Source organism: Picosynechococcus sp. PCC 7003 (genome assembly GCF_001693255.1).
Classification (GTDB): Bacteria; Cyanobacteriota; Cyanobacteriia; order Cyanobacteriales; family MRBY01; genus MRBY01.
Map to the genome: position 1 here is coordinate 410,102 of NZ_CP016474.1, position 15,383 is coordinate 425,484.

General features: G+C 51.6%; 16 protein-coding genes. 7 read left to right on the forward strand and 9 right to left on the reverse strand.

Annotated features, from left to right (window positions below; translation table 11 throughout):
* Nucleotides 1–149: 149 nt before the first annotated feature.
* Nucleotides 150–2,561 (forward strand): primosomal protein N', encoded by a 2,412-nt coding sequence (gene priA, locus AWQ21_RS01920; protein WP_065713086.1) that lies wholly within the window; start codon nucleotides 150–152, stop codon nucleotides 2,559–2,561.
* A 67-nt stretch (nucleotides 2,562–2,628) separates the two neighbouring features.
* Here the strand turns inward: priA and nadC are convergent, their stop codons facing one another.
* The 9 genes from nadC to petG all read right to left on the reverse strand — a co-directional run bounded on the left by nadC (nucleotide 2,629) and on the right by petG (nucleotide 11,357).
* A complete protein-coding gene (gene nadC, locus AWQ21_RS01925; RefSeq protein WP_065713087.1) occupies nucleotides 2,629–3,492 on the reverse strand; it encodes a carboxylating nicotinate-nucleotide diphosphorylase in 864 nt (287 codons plus the stop codon).
* A 5-nt stretch (nucleotides 3,493–3,497) separates the two neighbouring features.
* On the reverse strand, nucleotides 3,498–3,809 hold the full coding sequence (locus AWQ21_RS01930) for a DUF2973 domain-containing protein (RefSeq protein WP_065713088.1): 312 nt from the start codon (nucleotides 3,807–3,809) through the stop codon (nucleotides 3,498–3,500).
* A gap of 159 nt (nucleotides 3,810–3,968) precedes the next feature.
* Nucleotides 3,969–5,264: a lipid-A-disaccharide synthase gene (locus tag AWQ21_RS01935; RefSeq protein WP_065713089.1), complete on the reverse strand. Its 1,296-nt coding sequence runs from the start codon at nucleotides 5,262–5,264 to the stop codon at nucleotides 3,969–3,971.
* A gap of 16 nt (nucleotides 5,265–5,280) precedes the next feature.
* Nucleotides 5,281–6,072: a hypothetical protein gene (locus AWQ21_RS01940; protein ID WP_157094687.1), complete on the reverse strand. Its 792-nt coding sequence runs from the start codon at nucleotides 6,070–6,072 to the stop codon at nucleotides 5,281–5,283.
* Between the two features lie 97 nt (nucleotides 6,073–6,169).
* Entirely contained in the window at nucleotides 6,170–6,370 is a 201-nt protein-coding gene (locus AWQ21_RS01945) for a hypothetical protein (protein WP_065713091.1), read from the reverse strand.
* On the reverse strand, nucleotides 6,360–7,745 hold the full coding sequence (locus tag AWQ21_RS01950) for a GAF domain-containing SpoIIE family protein phosphatase (RefSeq protein ID WP_065715172.1): 1,386 nt from the start codon (nucleotides 7,743–7,745) through the stop codon (nucleotides 6,360–6,362). Before AWQ21_RS01950 ends, AWQ21_RS01945 begins: the two co-directional genes overlap by 11 nt.
* A gap of 325 nt (nucleotides 7,746–8,070) precedes the next feature.
* Nucleotides 8,071–9,021 (reverse strand): glycosyltransferase family 2 protein, encoded by a 951-nt coding sequence (locus AWQ21_RS01955; RefSeq protein WP_065713092.1) that lies wholly within the window; start codon nucleotides 9,019–9,021, stop codon nucleotides 8,071–8,073.
* A 51-nt stretch (nucleotides 9,022–9,072) separates the two neighbouring features.
* Nucleotides 9,073–11,013, reverse strand: a complete 1,941-nt coding sequence (locus AWQ21_RS01960; RefSeq protein WP_065713093.1) for a transglycosylase domain-containing protein — start codon at nucleotides 11,011–11,013, stop codon at nucleotides 9,073–9,075.
* Nucleotides 11,014–11,240: 227 nt separating this feature from the next.
* On the reverse strand, nucleotides 11,241–11,357 hold the full coding sequence (gene petG, locus AWQ21_RS01965) for a cytochrome b6-f complex subunit V (RefSeq protein WP_012306008.1): 117 nt from the start codon (nucleotides 11,355–11,357) through the stop codon (nucleotides 11,241–11,243).
* Between the two features lie 183 nt (nucleotides 11,358–11,540).
* Between petG and AWQ21_RS01970 the strand changes: the two genes are divergently transcribed.
* The 6 genes from AWQ21_RS01970 to AWQ21_RS01995 all read left to right on the forward strand — a co-directional run bounded on the left by AWQ21_RS01970 (nucleotide 11,541) and on the right by AWQ21_RS01995 (nucleotide 15,353).
* Entirely contained in the window at nucleotides 11,541–11,915 is a 375-nt protein-coding gene (locus AWQ21_RS01970) for a cytochrome c (protein ID WP_065713094.1), read from the forward strand.
* Nucleotides 11,916–11,969: 54 nt separating this feature from the next.
* On the forward strand, nucleotides 11,970–12,665 hold the full coding sequence (locus tag AWQ21_RS01975) for a DUF2834 domain-containing protein (RefSeq protein ID WP_065715173.1): 696 nt from the start codon (nucleotides 11,970–11,972) through the stop codon (nucleotides 12,663–12,665).
* Entirely contained in the window at nucleotides 12,665–13,402 is a 738-nt protein-coding gene (locus tag AWQ21_RS01980) for an SDR family NAD(P)-dependent oxidoreductase (RefSeq protein WP_065713095.1), read from the forward strand. The genes AWQ21_RS01975 and AWQ21_RS01980 overlap by 1 nt, the downstream gene beginning before the upstream one ends.
* A gap of 110 nt (nucleotides 13,403–13,512) precedes the next feature.
* Nucleotides 13,513–13,761, forward strand: coding sequence for a DUF3146 family protein (locus AWQ21_RS01985; RefSeq protein WP_012306012.1), 249 nt, complete (start codon nucleotides 13,513–13,515; stop codon nucleotides 13,759–13,761).
* 161 nt (nucleotides 13,762–13,922) lie between these two features.
* Nucleotides 13,923–14,486, forward strand: a complete 564-nt coding sequence (locus AWQ21_RS01990) for a cyclic nucleotide-binding domain-containing protein (RefSeq protein ID WP_065713096.1) — start codon at nucleotides 13,923–13,925, stop codon at nucleotides 14,484–14,486.
* A gap of 60 nt (nucleotides 14,487–14,546) precedes the next feature.
* A complete protein-coding gene (locus tag AWQ21_RS01995; RefSeq protein ID WP_232315030.1) occupies nucleotides 14,547–15,353 on the forward strand; it encodes an aminotransferase class IV in 807 nt (268 codons plus the stop codon).
* The last annotated feature ends 30 nt before the right edge of the window (nucleotides 15,354–15,383 follow it).

The window sequence follows — 15,383 nt, forward strand, 5'->3', positions numbered from 1 at the left end:
AGAAAATTAAATTCTCACAATTTACTTCTCACTTCACTCTGTCTAGGGTTGTATATAGAGAAAAATAATTGTGCTTATTTGAATTGATAAAAAATCATGGGGTATAGTGCTTTTGCAGTGAGTTTTGGGAATGCTAGGAGATTAGGGATTTGGGTTGGCTTGAGGTCTTAGTTGATTGTGGTTATACACAGGGACTTTTTACCTATGGCGTTCCGCCAGAATTAACGGTGGTGCCAGGGGACATTGTGTTGGTGGGGTTTGGAGCGCAACAGGTGGGGGCGATCGCCATTCGTTTCAACTCAGATCTCCCCCAGGGACTGGATCCCAAGCAAATCCGCCCGGTGCAGGGGATCGTTGCGCGGGGATTTTTTTCGCCTCATTATTGGCAGCTTTTGTTACAGGTCGCCCAGGAATACCAAACGGATATGATGACGGTGGTACGGATGGCTCTGCCGCCGGGTTTATTACGGCGATCGCAACCCCGTGTTCGGCTCTTGAAAACCGATCTCGCCTCCATCGACATCGACTATTTACCGCCGACGGCACAGCAACTTTTACGTTTGCTCCAGCGGGGATCAACCCAGGACTATAGTGTAAAGTACCTCCAACGACAGATTAAATCGGTCTATCGTGGGATACAGGAGTTGGAAAAAGCGGGCCTCGCAGAGCGGTATTTGGCGGAACCCCAGATGATTCAAGGGCAGCGGCGCAAGTCGGTAAGTTATGTGGGCGAAAGGGAGGGGATCACGAAACGGCAACAGGAAATTTTGCTGGTGTTGCGCCATGAAGGGGGCGAAATGTGGCTCTCGGAATTGGTGGGAGTGGCGAAAACAACGGCGGCCACGGTAGCGAAGATGGCAAAAATCGGTTGCGTGGCGATCGCCGAACGGGAGAAATTACGCTTACACCGCGCTCCCGATCAAGATGCAGATCAAGCTAAATCTTTAACCGCCGCCCAACAGCAAGCCCTGAGAACAATTCAAAACATTCAAGGGTACGGGGAAGTTTTATTGCATGGGGTGACGGGATCTGGAAAAACCGAGGTTTATCTCCAGGCGATCGCCCCCCTGTTATCGCAACAAAAATCCGCCCTTGTGCTTGTGCCGGAAATTGGTTTAACGCCGCAATTGGTGGATCGCTTTCGGGCGCGGTTTGGCGATCGCGTTTTGACTTACCACAGCGGTTTATCGGCGGGGGAACGCTACGACACATGGCGACAGATGTTACGCCCCGACAGTCAAATTATCATTGGCACCCGTTCCGCCATTTTTGCGCCCCTGCCCAATCTGGGGATGATCATCCTCGACGAAGAACACGACAGCAGTTACAAACAGGATCAGCCTGCCCCCACCTACCACGCCCGCACCGTCGCTCGGTGGCGATCGCAGCAGGAAAATTGTCCACTCATTCTCGGTTCCGCGACCCCCGCCCTGGATACTTGGGTCAAATTTCAAACCGCCCAAAACCCAAATTACCATTACATTTCCCTGCCTGAGAGGGTACAGGCTCGTCCCCTGCCCCCCGTGGAAATTGTCGATATGCGCCACGAACTACGCGCGGGTAATTATTCCCTCTTTAGCCAGCCCCTCCGGCAAGCCCTCGAACGCATTGCCCAAACCCACGAACAGGGTATTTTATTTGTTGCCCGTCGCGGTCACAGCACCTTTGTGTCCTGTCGCAGTTGCGGCTACGTGATGGAATGTCCCCACTGTGATGTGTCTCTTTCCTACCATTACGTTCAGGAAGGCAGTTTACCGCTATTGCGCTGTCACTATTGCGATTACAGCCAAGTGCAACCGAAACATTGCCCCGAATGCAATTCCCCCTTTTTTAAGTTTTTTGGTAACGGCACGCAAAAAGTCTTTCAGGCGATCGCCAAAGAATTTCCCCAATTGCGCTGTCTGCGGTTTGATAGTGACACCACCCGTCGCAAAGGGGCACACCGCGATTTACTGGGACAATTTGCGCGGGGTGAGGCGGATATTTTACTGGGAACCCAAATGCTCACGAAGGGTTTAGATGTGGCGCAGGTGACCCTTGTGGGGGTGATTGCCGCCGATGGTTTGTTGCACCAAAGCGATTATCGGGCGGCGGAAAGAACGTTTCAGACCTTAACGCAGGTGGCGGGTCGGGCTGGTCGAGGCGATGAACCAGGACAAGTGATTATTCAAACCTATTCCCCAGAGCATCCGGTGATCCAAGCGGTGAAAACCCATGACTACCTGACCTTTGCCCAGCGGGAAATGAGTCAGCGTCAGGAATTAGATTATCCCCCCTTCGGCAAATTAGTTTTACTACGTTTTAGTGGGGAAAACCATGATCAAGTGCGCTACACCGCCGAGGCGATCGCCGAAAAATGCTTCCCGCTGCTCGAACCGGAAGACGAGCTATTGGGGCCAGTTCCAGCGAATATTCTGCGGGTGGCACGACGTTACCGTTGGCAGGTGGTTTTGAAATTTCCCCAGAGCAAAACCGAGGTTCCCGATCTAACTTTTTTGCGAGAATTTTGTCCCCGTACAGTGAGTCTTTCGATTAATGTTGACCCGCTATACATTGATTAGTAGGGGTTTACCGTGGTAAACCCCTACCAAAATTATTCAGAATGACGATACAACTTAAAGCCCAACATTAAGCCGTAATTTTCATGCTGATATCGAGCCACGGTGCACGGGTGATCGTCGCACTGGTGGAAATATAATCGATCCCCGTCAATGCCACTTCCCGCAAGGTCTCAAGGGTGATATTGCCGGACGCTTCCAATTTCAGACGCGGGTTTTTTTCCCGTAACTGGGGGATTAAATCTGCCATCATGTCCACGGACATATTATCCAACATCAAAATATCTGCCCCCGCCGTCACTGCCTCAAACGCTTGCTCAGGAGTTTCCGCTTCCACTTCAATCGCCAAGGGATAGGGCATATTTTGCCGCACAAGGGCGATCGCCTGCGAAATTCCCCCTGCCGCCTGAATGTGGTTGTCCTTGATCATCACCGCATCATCCAGCCCGAAACGATGGTTTTGTCCGCCGCCCACCTGCACCGCATATTTTTCCAGCAGACGTAAACCGGGGGTTGTTTTGCGCGTATCCACCAACTGTGTCGGCAAATCAGCAATTTTATCTACATACTGCGCCGTCATCGTCGCGATCCCACTCAAGCGCATCAAAATATTTAACGCGACCCGTTCTCCCATGAGCAAAATATCGAGGGGAGCGGTCATCGTGGCAATTAAATCCTTAGGCTGTCCCGAGACACCTTCAGATAAAACCGTTTCAAACTGAAAATGCTGGGGATCAAGCAACTGGAACACCCGCGTTACTAAGGGTAAACCCGCAACCCGACCATCCGCTTTCAAAATCAATTGCGCCTGACCGATGGGGGCTTGGGTATGTGCAAAAAGAGATTGAGTCGTGCGATCGCCGCGTCCGAGATCTTCCTGTAACCATTGTTGGAGAAGGGGATCAATAATGATCCAAGGGGGTAAGGTTGCCATCGGTTCTAGGCATCCTCTTCCTGGTTATTTTCACCACTCGGCGATGAGTTGTATAAATTGTCTAGCCGTTGCCTCGCGTCTTCCACATCCAGCGATCGCACCACCAACAAAGGCTCATTAATCGGTTGACCCAAGTCATCAACCATTTCTGGGTGGGGGGTCGGCCGGGGCCGTTGGGATTGTGTTCCTTGGGCATTGCTCTGAAAATTTGGATAAACCCTTGTTTCATTACTCAGCATCATAAAGCTGCGCACCAAGTTCACCGCTGCGATGGTGGCGATAATTCCAAATGCCAAAATAAACAAGAAATGAAACATTATTAATCTGTGCCTCGCTTCAATAGCAGCAATTCGGTGCAAAATAAAGGGCTACGCTCTGCTTAGGTCTATTATCTCGAAAAAATTCCCGTCTGGCAAAGGGCGATCGCCTTTGGGGATCAAAGGCTAAGTATTTATCCTTAACGATTCCCCAGAATTTCAATGGGCGTCCTGGTGACGCACTGGTGGTAGCTCATAGCCCGAATCCACCGTTGTTAAGTGCAACAAATCACCGATCATCAGCGTTAATTTATGAGCTGCTCCCGCCTCACCGCGACAAGCCTGGAGGGATGCTTGCATGGCCGTGAGCTTTTCAGGATGGTCTAAATAATCTAATACCAATGCCCCTAAGGTTTCTGGGTCTAGTTCCCCCAGCAGCTCCGGCACAATGTCTTTTTTTGCCCAAATATTCGGCCAAGCATAACGTACCTGGTGTTTGCGAGCATGGGTAATAATGCGTCGATTAAGCCAGCGCACAAACAAAGTTCCTAACCAAGGAATTTTCGCAATGAGACCAGGAATACCATCCCAAGCGCGCATTGCATCCAATTGTTGGGTCGGCAAAAGTACCAGCATCGGCAGGCCCAAAGCCCCCAATTCGGCTGTATTGGCCCCCACGGTGGTAAGACAAAGCTGACATTGCCGTAGGGCGTGGTGGGCGGGAAAATCGGTGATTAGTTGAATCTGCGTACCATCGGCAGCCTGTAAATAAGGTTGATCCCCAGCGTGGTAAAGCTCAAGGGCAGGAGCGGCGAAACGTTTTACCAAGGGATTTTGTTGGCGATCGCCATAGTGCAGTAGCGTTTGCACCGTGATGGTCGGGGCCACAGGGAGCAGAAATTGCACCTCTGGGCGTTGGCGGCGGATCACACTGGCGGTGGCCACGAGTAAAGGGACTCCCTGGGCGAGTTTCATCCCCTTAGAACCCGGTAGTAGACCGATAATTGGTGTGGTGCTGGTTTGCTGTTCCTCCTGGGTGATATCCACCATCAGATCCCCGACCACTTGAAATTTAGCCTGGTACTTGGGAGGGATTTTCGCTAAAACCTGGGCATTCATCACCCCAAAGCCATCGATCCAGCGCCACCAGCGGGCTTCCCACTCGGCGTAAATCAGGGTTTTAAAGCCGAGGCGCTTACCAATGACTAAGGGAAAAAATTGATCCCCACCGAGGAAAAGCACCACCCCCTGGGAAAACCAAGACCAAGGTTCGGCGGTTTTTCCCCAGAGCAGAAACGGAAAAAAATGCTTTGCGGCCTGGACACGGTCTACTTCGGGGTAGCTCCGGGCGATCGCCGCTTCTTGACCCGTGCTGTGGGAACAGGGTGCCAGGATTACAGAAATGCGCGGCAGACTTCCCCAATGGGCGCGCACGGCTTGCACGACAGGACGGAGCCAAGTGGTCACTTCGCCAGGGCCATTGGTGAGGATAATCAGATCAAAGGGCTGGGCCATGGTTGCTCAAAAACCCCTAGACCTGCTCTTTAACCAAAGATTTACGGGCTTGCTGCTGCCTGGTTCGGTTGAGGGGCCGCCGAGATTTTTGTAGTTGCAAGGGTTTCGGAGAGGGGACTTGGGGCCTAGTGTAGAGGCGCAGTGTTCCTAAGAGAGCTTCCCGCAGGGGCTTTTCTTTTTCCTGCTGCCAGCTTAATTGCAAAAAGGTATGGAGGGTCTGCCGCTGTTCTCCCGTCAGTCGTTGTTGTTGTAACAACTGCCGCAATTGACGAATCGCGTATAGCCGACGGACACTGCTGCGATCGCCTAAATTTTCAAGGGCTTGTTCAAATTGATTCTGGGGAGATTGATACTGCCAGTGGCGACTGAACAAGAGGGCAAACATCGCACTCATCATTAACCCTTGGATAAGCATCACACTGGTTAGCCAATGGTTAGACATGGATTGCCAAAAGGCGATCGCCCCATAACTCAGCAAAACCGTAAGACTGCCACCCATACCCGCCAGGAGTAACCGTCGGTGGCGACTATGCCAGAGCCGATAGCCTTCTTCTAGGTACTTCTGCCAGGGCCAGGTTTCAAAAAGATAGATCGCGGCCATTGCTCCAGATCCCAAGGCGATCGCCACTAGCAGTTGCCATTGCCAGAGCCAAAGACTGGTAATGCCGACGCCCAATCCCCCGATTTTGGCCACCCCAAGCCAGTCCACAGACCGACTGAGGGCGAACCACCGACGTTGGCGCTGACTGAAACGACGCGCCTTCGCAATTAGAGTAGGAGAGGATCGTAAGCGAAAGGACTTAGACACAAAAACAGTCTAGGGATGAGTAATATCGACAGAGGGCTTCCTAAATCAGGAAAAATTCTTTTTAAGCATACCGTACTTACCAGAGGAGAGAAATCCCCTAGCCGCGACGGATGCCACTAAACCAGTAACCCAAGACAAAACCCAAGATTAAGGCCCACATTTGCCCACTATCGACGAAATTTTGAAAGCCATCACGGATTTGACCCAAAATATCAGGATCTTCGACGTAACCTACCTGGGCGATCACAATTTGCTCAGATGCTACGGATGATGGAGGCAGAAGGGACTTAGCAATCATGGTGTTGACACAGATGAGACTCGATTGCTTCTGATTGTACCTGCACAACAACCAAGGTCATATCATCACCGCCACGCACTTTGGGATAGGTGAATTTTTCCACTTGGGTAAAGAGCTCCTGCACAATAGCTTCCGGTGTTTGGCAATGTTGGCAGGCATTCTGAAAGACGCGCACGAGGTTTTCTTCGTCAAAGCGATCGCCATGGGAGTTGACGGCATCGGTAAACCCATCGGTGTAGTAGAGGATAATATCTCCCACTTCAAGCACCACTTGGGCGTCTTCGTAGGACGAATCTAGATCAAGACCAATCAACATTCCCTGGGTGTCGAGGGGTTCAATGTTTTGGGTTTGGGCGCGCCACAACAGGGGGGGGTGATGGGCCGCATTGCTATAGGACAAGGTGCGGGTTTTCGGGTCGTATTCTGAATAAAATAGGGTCACAAAGCGGTGGGAATTGTCTAGATCCGCGTACATAACCCGATTGAGATGCTCAAGGATTTTTGCGGGGCTGTGGCGGTTAAGCACTTCGGCCCGGAGCATCCCCCGGGTCATGGTCATAATTAAACCTGCTGGGACGCCTTTCCCCATGACATCGCCGATGACGATACTCCAGGGGACACATTGCACAAGCTTGGGATCATCTTGGCGACGGATACGGTCGTAGTTGCTGGGGATAAAGTCGTAGTAGTCGCCCCCGACTCGGTAGGCGTTGCGATAATCAGCGGCGATCGCCAAACCTTTAATTTGGGGACATTCGCTGGGCAAAAGATGGTTTTGAATTTCCGAGGCGATTTCCAGTTCCCGGTCTTGTTTTTCTTTGCTGCGGAGTTTGCTGGTGAGGTCATTGTTGGCGATCGCCACCGCCGTTTGATCCGCCACCAGTTGCACCAATTTGCGCCGGGTAATGTCCCAGCCATATTGGGGATCACGACTGAATACGTAGAGCTTGCCACGGGTCACATTTTTGACAAGGATAGGCGTACTACAAACACGGATTTTTTCCCCAAGCTGGGCCTGGAGTTTTTCGTCAAACTGCAACGCTTCCTGGGCCGTACAGGTTGCTGCTTCCTGGTTTGTTTTATGATTTCCCGTCTGAAGCTGCGTAAACGCCTGTTGAATAAATTGGCAATCTCCCCCTTCACCACAATAAAATTTCTCTAACTGCACCTGGCCCTGGGCATCAAACAACACCAAAGCGCCACCGTCGGCATCTACCACCCGCGCGGACATTAAAGGCGTTAACTCAAGAAATTGGTTGAGATTATTAAAACTTCTAAGGGCAAACCCCAAGGAACTCAACAGATCTTGAACCTTCGTTTGTTCCCGATTGAGCTTCGCAATTTGCGCCCGCAAAAATTCGACATCTTCGCCAATGGCCGTTTCTAAGCGGGGGTCTGGCTTACCGGAAACGACCTGTAACTCTGACTCCCGGGCGGCAGGGTCAAAATACTTGGGAGTGGCAAAATTAGAGGCAGAAGGAGTCACAATTGTTGTTTTCGTGGGATGTGTAGAGAAATAGACCTAGTGCAAGTGAGATTGTTAAAAAAATCAACCCTGGGGCAGATCCTATAACCAACAAAAAGTCAGCTTTTTTGAGGAAAAAATGCTCAATTTTCAAGAACTGGGGAAGGTTGATTTTTTACGGTTGCTAATTCATAGCTCAATCCCTATGATCTTGTCAAGATATTTTTTGCGCAATTCAAGAGCGCCGCGCCAGTTGATCTTCCCGGTAGGCGGCATAGACCCCCTGCACGTTGTACCAATTGAGAAAAATCCGGGCAATTTCGAGGGCCAGTTGTGATTTACCCCGCTGGATCAGCCAACCTAAAAGGGGTTTTAGGCGCTTTTCATTGAGCCAGCCCCCCAAGGAGAGGATGCCCCAGAGCAGACGGTGGAGCCAGGTCATTTGGATCATCATGCGGACTTCCCAGGTGGGATGTTTTTTGTAGAAGATGACCCCCATTTTGCCCCGCTGAATTTCTTGGTCAATGAGCTTGGGGATTTGCGCCAAACTAAAGGGGGGATGCCAATGGTAACCGACGGCATCGGGACATTTAATCAGGGTGAGACCCAGTTTTTTAAGGCGGACACCCAGTTCTAAATCTTCCCAACCATAAAGCTGAAAACCCGTGTCGAATAAGCCGGCTTCGAGGAGCCATTTGCGGGCGATCGCCACATTTCCCGTTGCAAAATATGCCGCCGAAAAATCTGTCACCTTAAAGGGCTCGCTGGTGGGGTCTTCAAAATTGGCCGTGTTGATCACGCGTCCGTAGGTAAACAGGCGATCGCTTTTGAGTTTGCGCTTACCCCGGCGGAGTCCCTCCAGATGGGCCACCAAGAAAGTTTCTGTAACGACCAGATCGCTATCAATAAAAATAATAATCTCCCCCTGGGCCTGCTCTACCCCAAGGTTCCGAGCAGCGGCAGCCCCCTTGTGGGCCTGCTCAAAGAGTCGCACATGGGGATATTGGTCGGCTTCGGTCTGGAGCCAAGCAACCGTGCCATCGGTGGAGCCATCGTCTACCACCACCACCTCGTAGCCCCCATTGTCTAGCTCTGCCGGAACCTGTTGCTGTTCTAGGGCCTGGAGGCATTTCGTCAAAATGGGCTTGCGATTGTAGGTGGGAATAACGACACTAATGTAGACCAAAGTTCTAACCCAAGGAAATGGAAAAAGACTGTCCTATTATGCCGGATACCCCTACGGTTTGGGACGGGGATATTTAGACGCCGCCGGGAAGTATTGGGGTTTTTCTCCCTTAAGCGCTTCTTGCATAAACGCTCGCCAGATAGGAGCCGCATCACCGCCGCCAGTGGTGCCAGCCCCCATGGGTCGATAGTCGTCGTTACCAATCCAAACCGCTGCCGCCAGTTGGGGCACATAGCCCACAAACCACACATCCCGTTCCGAGGAGGTGGTGCCGGTTTTCCCAGCGGCGGGGCGATCGCCTAGATTAGCAGATTTACCTGTCCCCCCATTTACAACCCCTTGGAGAACTGTTGTCAGGGAGGCCGTGGCCCAAGGATCCAGCACCAAACGCGGCTGGGGTGTATTGTCTAAAAGAACGTTGCCCTGGCTATCAGTGACCCGCAGGATCAAAGTTGTTTCACTTTGCCACCCATTACTCGCAAAGGTTGCATAGGCACTAGCCATTTCTAGAGGACTGACCCCCACTGCGCCGAGCGGCAAAGAAATGACTGGTTGCAGCGGACTTTCAATCCCTAAAAGACGACATAACTCAATCACCTTTTCGAGGCCCACTGCCTTCCCGAGCTTGACGGCGGGGACATTTTTAGAAGTGACCAGGGCGTTATACAAACTCACGGTTCCAGAAAAAGATCCGCCATAGTTTTGGGGCGAATAGGTACCACTGCCATCGGGGTAACTCACAGGGCTATCATCAATGGTCGAAAAAGGCGTATATTTGCCACTTGCAAAGGCCGTGTAATAGACAAAGGGTTTAAAGGCCGACCCAGGTTGACGTTGAGATTGGATTGCGCGGTTAAATTGGCTTTCTTCATAATCTCTGCCCCCCACCAATACTTTGACAAAATGGGTTCGTGGATCGACGGCAGCCACGGCAATTTGGTCAGCCCGTAACCCCCGGTTGCGGGCCTGTTGAAAGGCCTTTTGTACCGTTTCTTCGGCACGGCGTTGCATATTGAGATCCACGGTGGTCTGGACACGCATCCCGCCCTTGCGGACTAACTCTTCGCCGAAGCGTTGGGTGAGTTCTTCCACCACAGCTTGGGTGATATAGGGGGATGCACTGGCTTTCCAGGCAGTCGGTTGACCGACTAGAAGAGGTTCTTGGGCAGCGGCGGCCGCTTCTTCGGGACTAATCCAACCGAGATCCTCTAGACGGTTGAGGACAATTTTTTGCCGTTGCTTGGTGGCCTGGTAATCCCGAAAGGGGCTGTAGTCTTCGGGGGCTTGGATCATACCTGCCATCACTGCGGCTTCGGGGAGGGTCAGATCGGCGGCGGACTTATTGAAATAGGATTCGGCGGCTGTTTCGACACCATAGTTGTTGTGACCCCAATAGATATTGTTGAGGTACATTTCCAGGATTTCGTCCTTGGAAAAAATCTGTTCGATGCGGAGGGCGAGGACGGTTTCTGCGAGTTTACGGTTGTAGGTGCGCTCCTGGGCCAGAAACAGGTTTTTCACCAATTGCATGGTGAGCGTTGAGGCTCCTTCGGTGATGCCGCCCGCTTCTAAGTTGGAGATGATGGCTCGACCGATACTGGTGGGGTTAATGCCGTTGTGCTGGTAAAAATGACTGTCTTCAATGGCGAGGACGGCCATCTTTAGTTCGGGGGAAACATCGCTGAGTTTGATATTGGTTCGGTTGGCTTCACCGTGGAGGCTCAGGAGGACTTTACCGTTGATGTCGTAGATATAGCTGGTTTCGGTGGGCACATAGGTTCTTAGGGTGCGCACATCGGGGAGGTTCCGGAAACTAATGGCGAGGCCCACCAAGCCCCCAGCGGCGATCGCACTGCCGAGCATGGTGCAGCCAATGATTGTTCCCATGGCCTTTTGGGCAACCCCCTGTAAAAAACCCTGGGGCGATCGCCTTTCCTTGGACTGATGGGCAAGGGCTTTTTTCGTTTTGTGCCGAACGGTACTAGATGACAATGGCGCTAACCTCTAAAGACTTGAGAAGGGATGTTGAAACAGTCCAAACCATGGGCGAGGAGTAATGGCCCAAAGCAACCGTGCCTCCCACCAACGTTTCTGCCCAAGATTCTAACAAGGGAAATTCCCTTTTAAACCAGTGGTGCATTGTGTTGTAAAAAATAATCCCTGCTCCAAAAAAGCAAGGATTGGCGATCGCTACCAGGATAGAAGCCGTCGGTGGCTAATTACTCCATGCCGAGGTCGTTACCACGCTTGTACTGGAGGTAAGCAGCGACAAACAAACCCGCGAGGGTTACGGGGATCAGGCCCAACACAATGCCGAGTAAGAGGGGTTCAATCACAGGGGTTTCTCCTTATGGCGGTAGATTTAAAGCTAACTGTTAAAGATTTTTAATCATTCTATGGGATGGAGGAAGTCCGCGCAAAGGGATTTGATTCGACATTCTCTGGCGATCGCAGTAGGATAACCATTAAGAAAAATTGCGTAATGTCAACAAAGTTGTATTCCCTCTACAGCAAACCCCGTGGCTAATTCCTCCGAGCTTTCCGTCCCAAATTTTTCGAAGCTCCTCTTCGTAATCGTACTAGTGCTGGCCATTGCTGCCCTAGGAATCTTCGGTGTGTATAGTACCCACGCCAGTGATCCCTACGTTCAACAGGTTTTGGCGCTCCAGGGGGATGAACTGCGGGGAAATGCCATTTTTCAAATTAATTGTGCTGGCTGCCATGGCCCCCAGGCGGATGGCAATGTCGGGCCAAGTTTACGGGCTGTCGCCCAGCGAAAATCCGACGGGCGTTTAATTCAACAAGTCATCAGTGGGAAAACGCCTCCCATGCCGAAATTCCAGCCAGCTCCCCAGGAAATGGCGGATCTATTGAGCTACCTCCGCACCCTGTAGTTGTTTCAATTACCCGATTCACTGCTCTCCACTGTTCCTAAAAGTTTAATTGCTATGGCCCGCTCAATTTTCCTTGGTTCCCTGTGGCTTGTCTTTGTGTTGTATGCCTTTCTAGGAGCACCTCCCAACCAGCCAGAAACCCTAGAACTGATTACTGCTTTATCCAGTGGACAGTGGGACGGGATCAATCCGCTGGTCATTGCCCTGTTTAACATCATGGGCATTTTCCCAGTGATGTATGGCGCGCTTTTATTTCTCGATGGCCGTGGCCAAAGGTTGCCCGCTTGGGTCTTTGCGATGGGGAGTTTTTTCCTTGGTGCGTTTGCGTTGCTGCCCTATCTGGCGTTACGGCGTGATAATCCCACCTTTACGGGGCAAAAAAACGGGTGGCTCCGGTGGCAGGATTCGCGGCTGTTGGGCTTATTTTGTTTGGTTGCGCTGGTGGGACTATTGGCCTACGGCCTCAGCGCGGGAGATTGGGGCGATTTTGGCACAAGGTTCCGGGGCGATCGCTTTATCCATGTGATGAGTTTGGATTTTTGTCTGCTGGCAATCCTGTTCCCGACCCTAATTCAGGATGATTTGGCCCGCCGTGGCCTGGGGGATCAAAACTGGTTATTGTGGGCGATCTCCTTTACACCTCCCCTTGGCGCGGCCTTATACCTTGCCCTGCGTCCCCCTACCCTAGAGCATGAAAATCCCGTAACCTCCAGTCAGACCCCAAGTACTGCGGAGGTAAGCCGTTCATAATGGAAGCCCTCGTCATTGGTGCCAGTCGCGGTATTGGCCTAGAATTTGTTCGACAATACCTTGCCTCAGATATTTATCAGCGGGTCTATGGCACCTATCGCCAGCCCTCCGCCGATCTCCTAACGCTACAGACTCGCTACCCTGGGCGACTCCAATTAATCCATGTGGATGTGACCCAAGAAGCACAAATTACAGCGGCGATCGCCACCCTCAAAGCCCAAACATCTCGCCTTGATGAAGTTATTTATTGCGTCGGCCTTCTTCATCACCAAACCCTCCAACCCGAAAAAAGTCTCCGCCATATTCAATCGGAAAATTTACTAACTTACTTCCAAGTCAATGCTGTTGGCGCTGTTCTCTGGGCAAAACACCTCTTACCCTTTCTTCGCCATCCAGAACCCGCAATTTTTGCAGCCATTTCCGCTAAAGTCGGCAGCATCGAAGACAATCACCTGGGGGGATGGTACGGCTACCGTGCCTCGAAGGCCGCTTTGAACATGTTTTTGAAAAATATCGCCATTGAATGGAGCCGCGTTGCCCCCAATATTATTGTGGCGGCTCTGCATCCAGGGACGACAGATACCGACCTCTCCGAGCCTTTCCAGAAAAATGTCCCCCCCGAAAAGCTATTTTCACCCACGCGGACAGTGAGTCAACTGCGCCAAGTCATGGCTAATTTGCACCCCCAGGATACGGGCAAATTTTTTAACTGGGATGGTGAATCTTTGCCCTGGTAGGGATAGAAAGTGGAGTGATTTTGCCATGAAATGCTGAAATGATGGTGCGTTTTGCGGCAAAAGCTTCCACAATAGGGAACGTTCTTTAGCACCAGATTAAGGTTGTTGTTGTGCCTGAGACTCCGGCCCATGTGCGAATTTTGCAACAGTCCTGGCAGCAGGGCAAAATCATTGGCGAAGTGCAAGCGGGTTCCTATCAATGGGAATTTCAGTGGCATTTCCGCCAGGGAAAATTGCGGGTACATCCGACCCTCGGCCGCGCCTTAATCTACGAACCTCTAGGCCGATTTTTGGAGCAGAGTGATTATCGCCTCGAACCGGGTGGCGATTATCAGTTCACTCTACGATCGCGGCTATGAGGCTTTTCTAAGTCTTTTTCGGAATGGATCGGGGGCCGGAATAATGTCACTGTAACGCAATCAAGAAGTCTTGTTACACATCGCCCTAGCGGTCTAGGTCCCTTGGAAATCCGGGGTAAAATAACCACAGACCGCACCATTCGTGCTAAAGGATATCGGCAATGCAGAAAGTATTATTTCTGTTCGGAGAATTAAATGATGATGATATTGACTGGCTCATCACTGCCGGTAAAATTGCCAAAATTCCGCCGCAAACAGTTTTAATCCAGGAAAACCAACCCCTGGAAAATTTTTATATTCTCCTCGATGGCTCGGTATCGGTTTCCATTGACCTGATGGGAGTAACAAAGGAGATTGCGGTGCTCCAGAGTGGGGAAGTTTTTGGGGAACTATCTTTCATTGATCATCAGTTACCCAGTGCCAGTGTTAAAACCTGCGGGGAATGCTTGTTACTGGCCGTGTCCCAAGAAGAAATTTCTAACCGCCTGAGTCAGGATGTTGGCTTTTCGGCGCGGTTTAATCGGGCGATCGCCACCTTTTTAGCCAGCCGCCTCCGAAATACGGTGCGTCACCTCGGCGAAGATAAAGATTTCGTGTTTAACCAAAGTCGGGCGAACGAAGCTGTCCCCAGTGTGATTCAGGAAAATTTCAGCGTGGCCACCACCCGCTTCGATTGGTTACTGCGCCGGGTGCAATCCCAAACGGCCCCGGAAAATCCTGTTTAGGGCTTTCCATCAGGTAAAAGAAATATGGTGTGATGAAAAACCTTCTAGGATCTTATGGTCATGGGCTATTGGTACGCGGGGGCTTGGTACGAGGGGACAGAACTAACTCTGCCGGTTAGTGATCCGAGTTTTCTATTTGGGGCGACCCTCTTTACGACTCTCCGGGTTTACCAGAACTCCCTAACTGATCCCCGCAGTTTGTGGTCTCGCCATGGCGATCGCCTCCGCCACAGCATCAAAACGTTGCAATGGCCAGAACCCGATTGGGAAAGGGTTAACCAGGGCGCCCAAAAAGTAGCCGCCGTTGCCCCTGTGGTGCGGGTGACAATCCTCCATGATGGCCGTGAACTGATCCTCGGTCGCTCACTGCCAGAACATTTAGCCCAACAACAGCAGCAGGGGATCCAGGGTTGGCTGGCCCAAGACCCTTATTTCCAGAGACCCCAGGCTGATTTTAAAACGGGGAATTACCTCAGCGCCTGGCAGGCCCGTCAACGGGCGATCGCCTTGGGTGCCGGAGAAGCAATTTTGCCAGATCCCAGCGGCCACTGGCTCGAAACCGCCACCGGAAATTTGTGGGGTTTCAGACAGGGCATTTGGTACACGCCGCCCCTGGGGGGAATTTTGCCTGGTGTAATGCGATCGCACCTCCTGGAGCAACTGCAAAATCAGCAAATCCCTGCTCGAGAAGTTCCCTGGGACGTTGATCTGATCCAAACCTTTGAGGCGATCGCCTATAGCAACAGTGTCGTGGGACTGATTCCATTCCAAGCGATTCAGGGGGTTCCCTTCGCCCTCAACCCCCTCCAGATAGACCATTCAGCCCTGCGTCACCTGCAGCATTTGAGCGGTCAATTGGCCATGTAATCCAGGTAAATCCTCGAAAAACATTGAGAA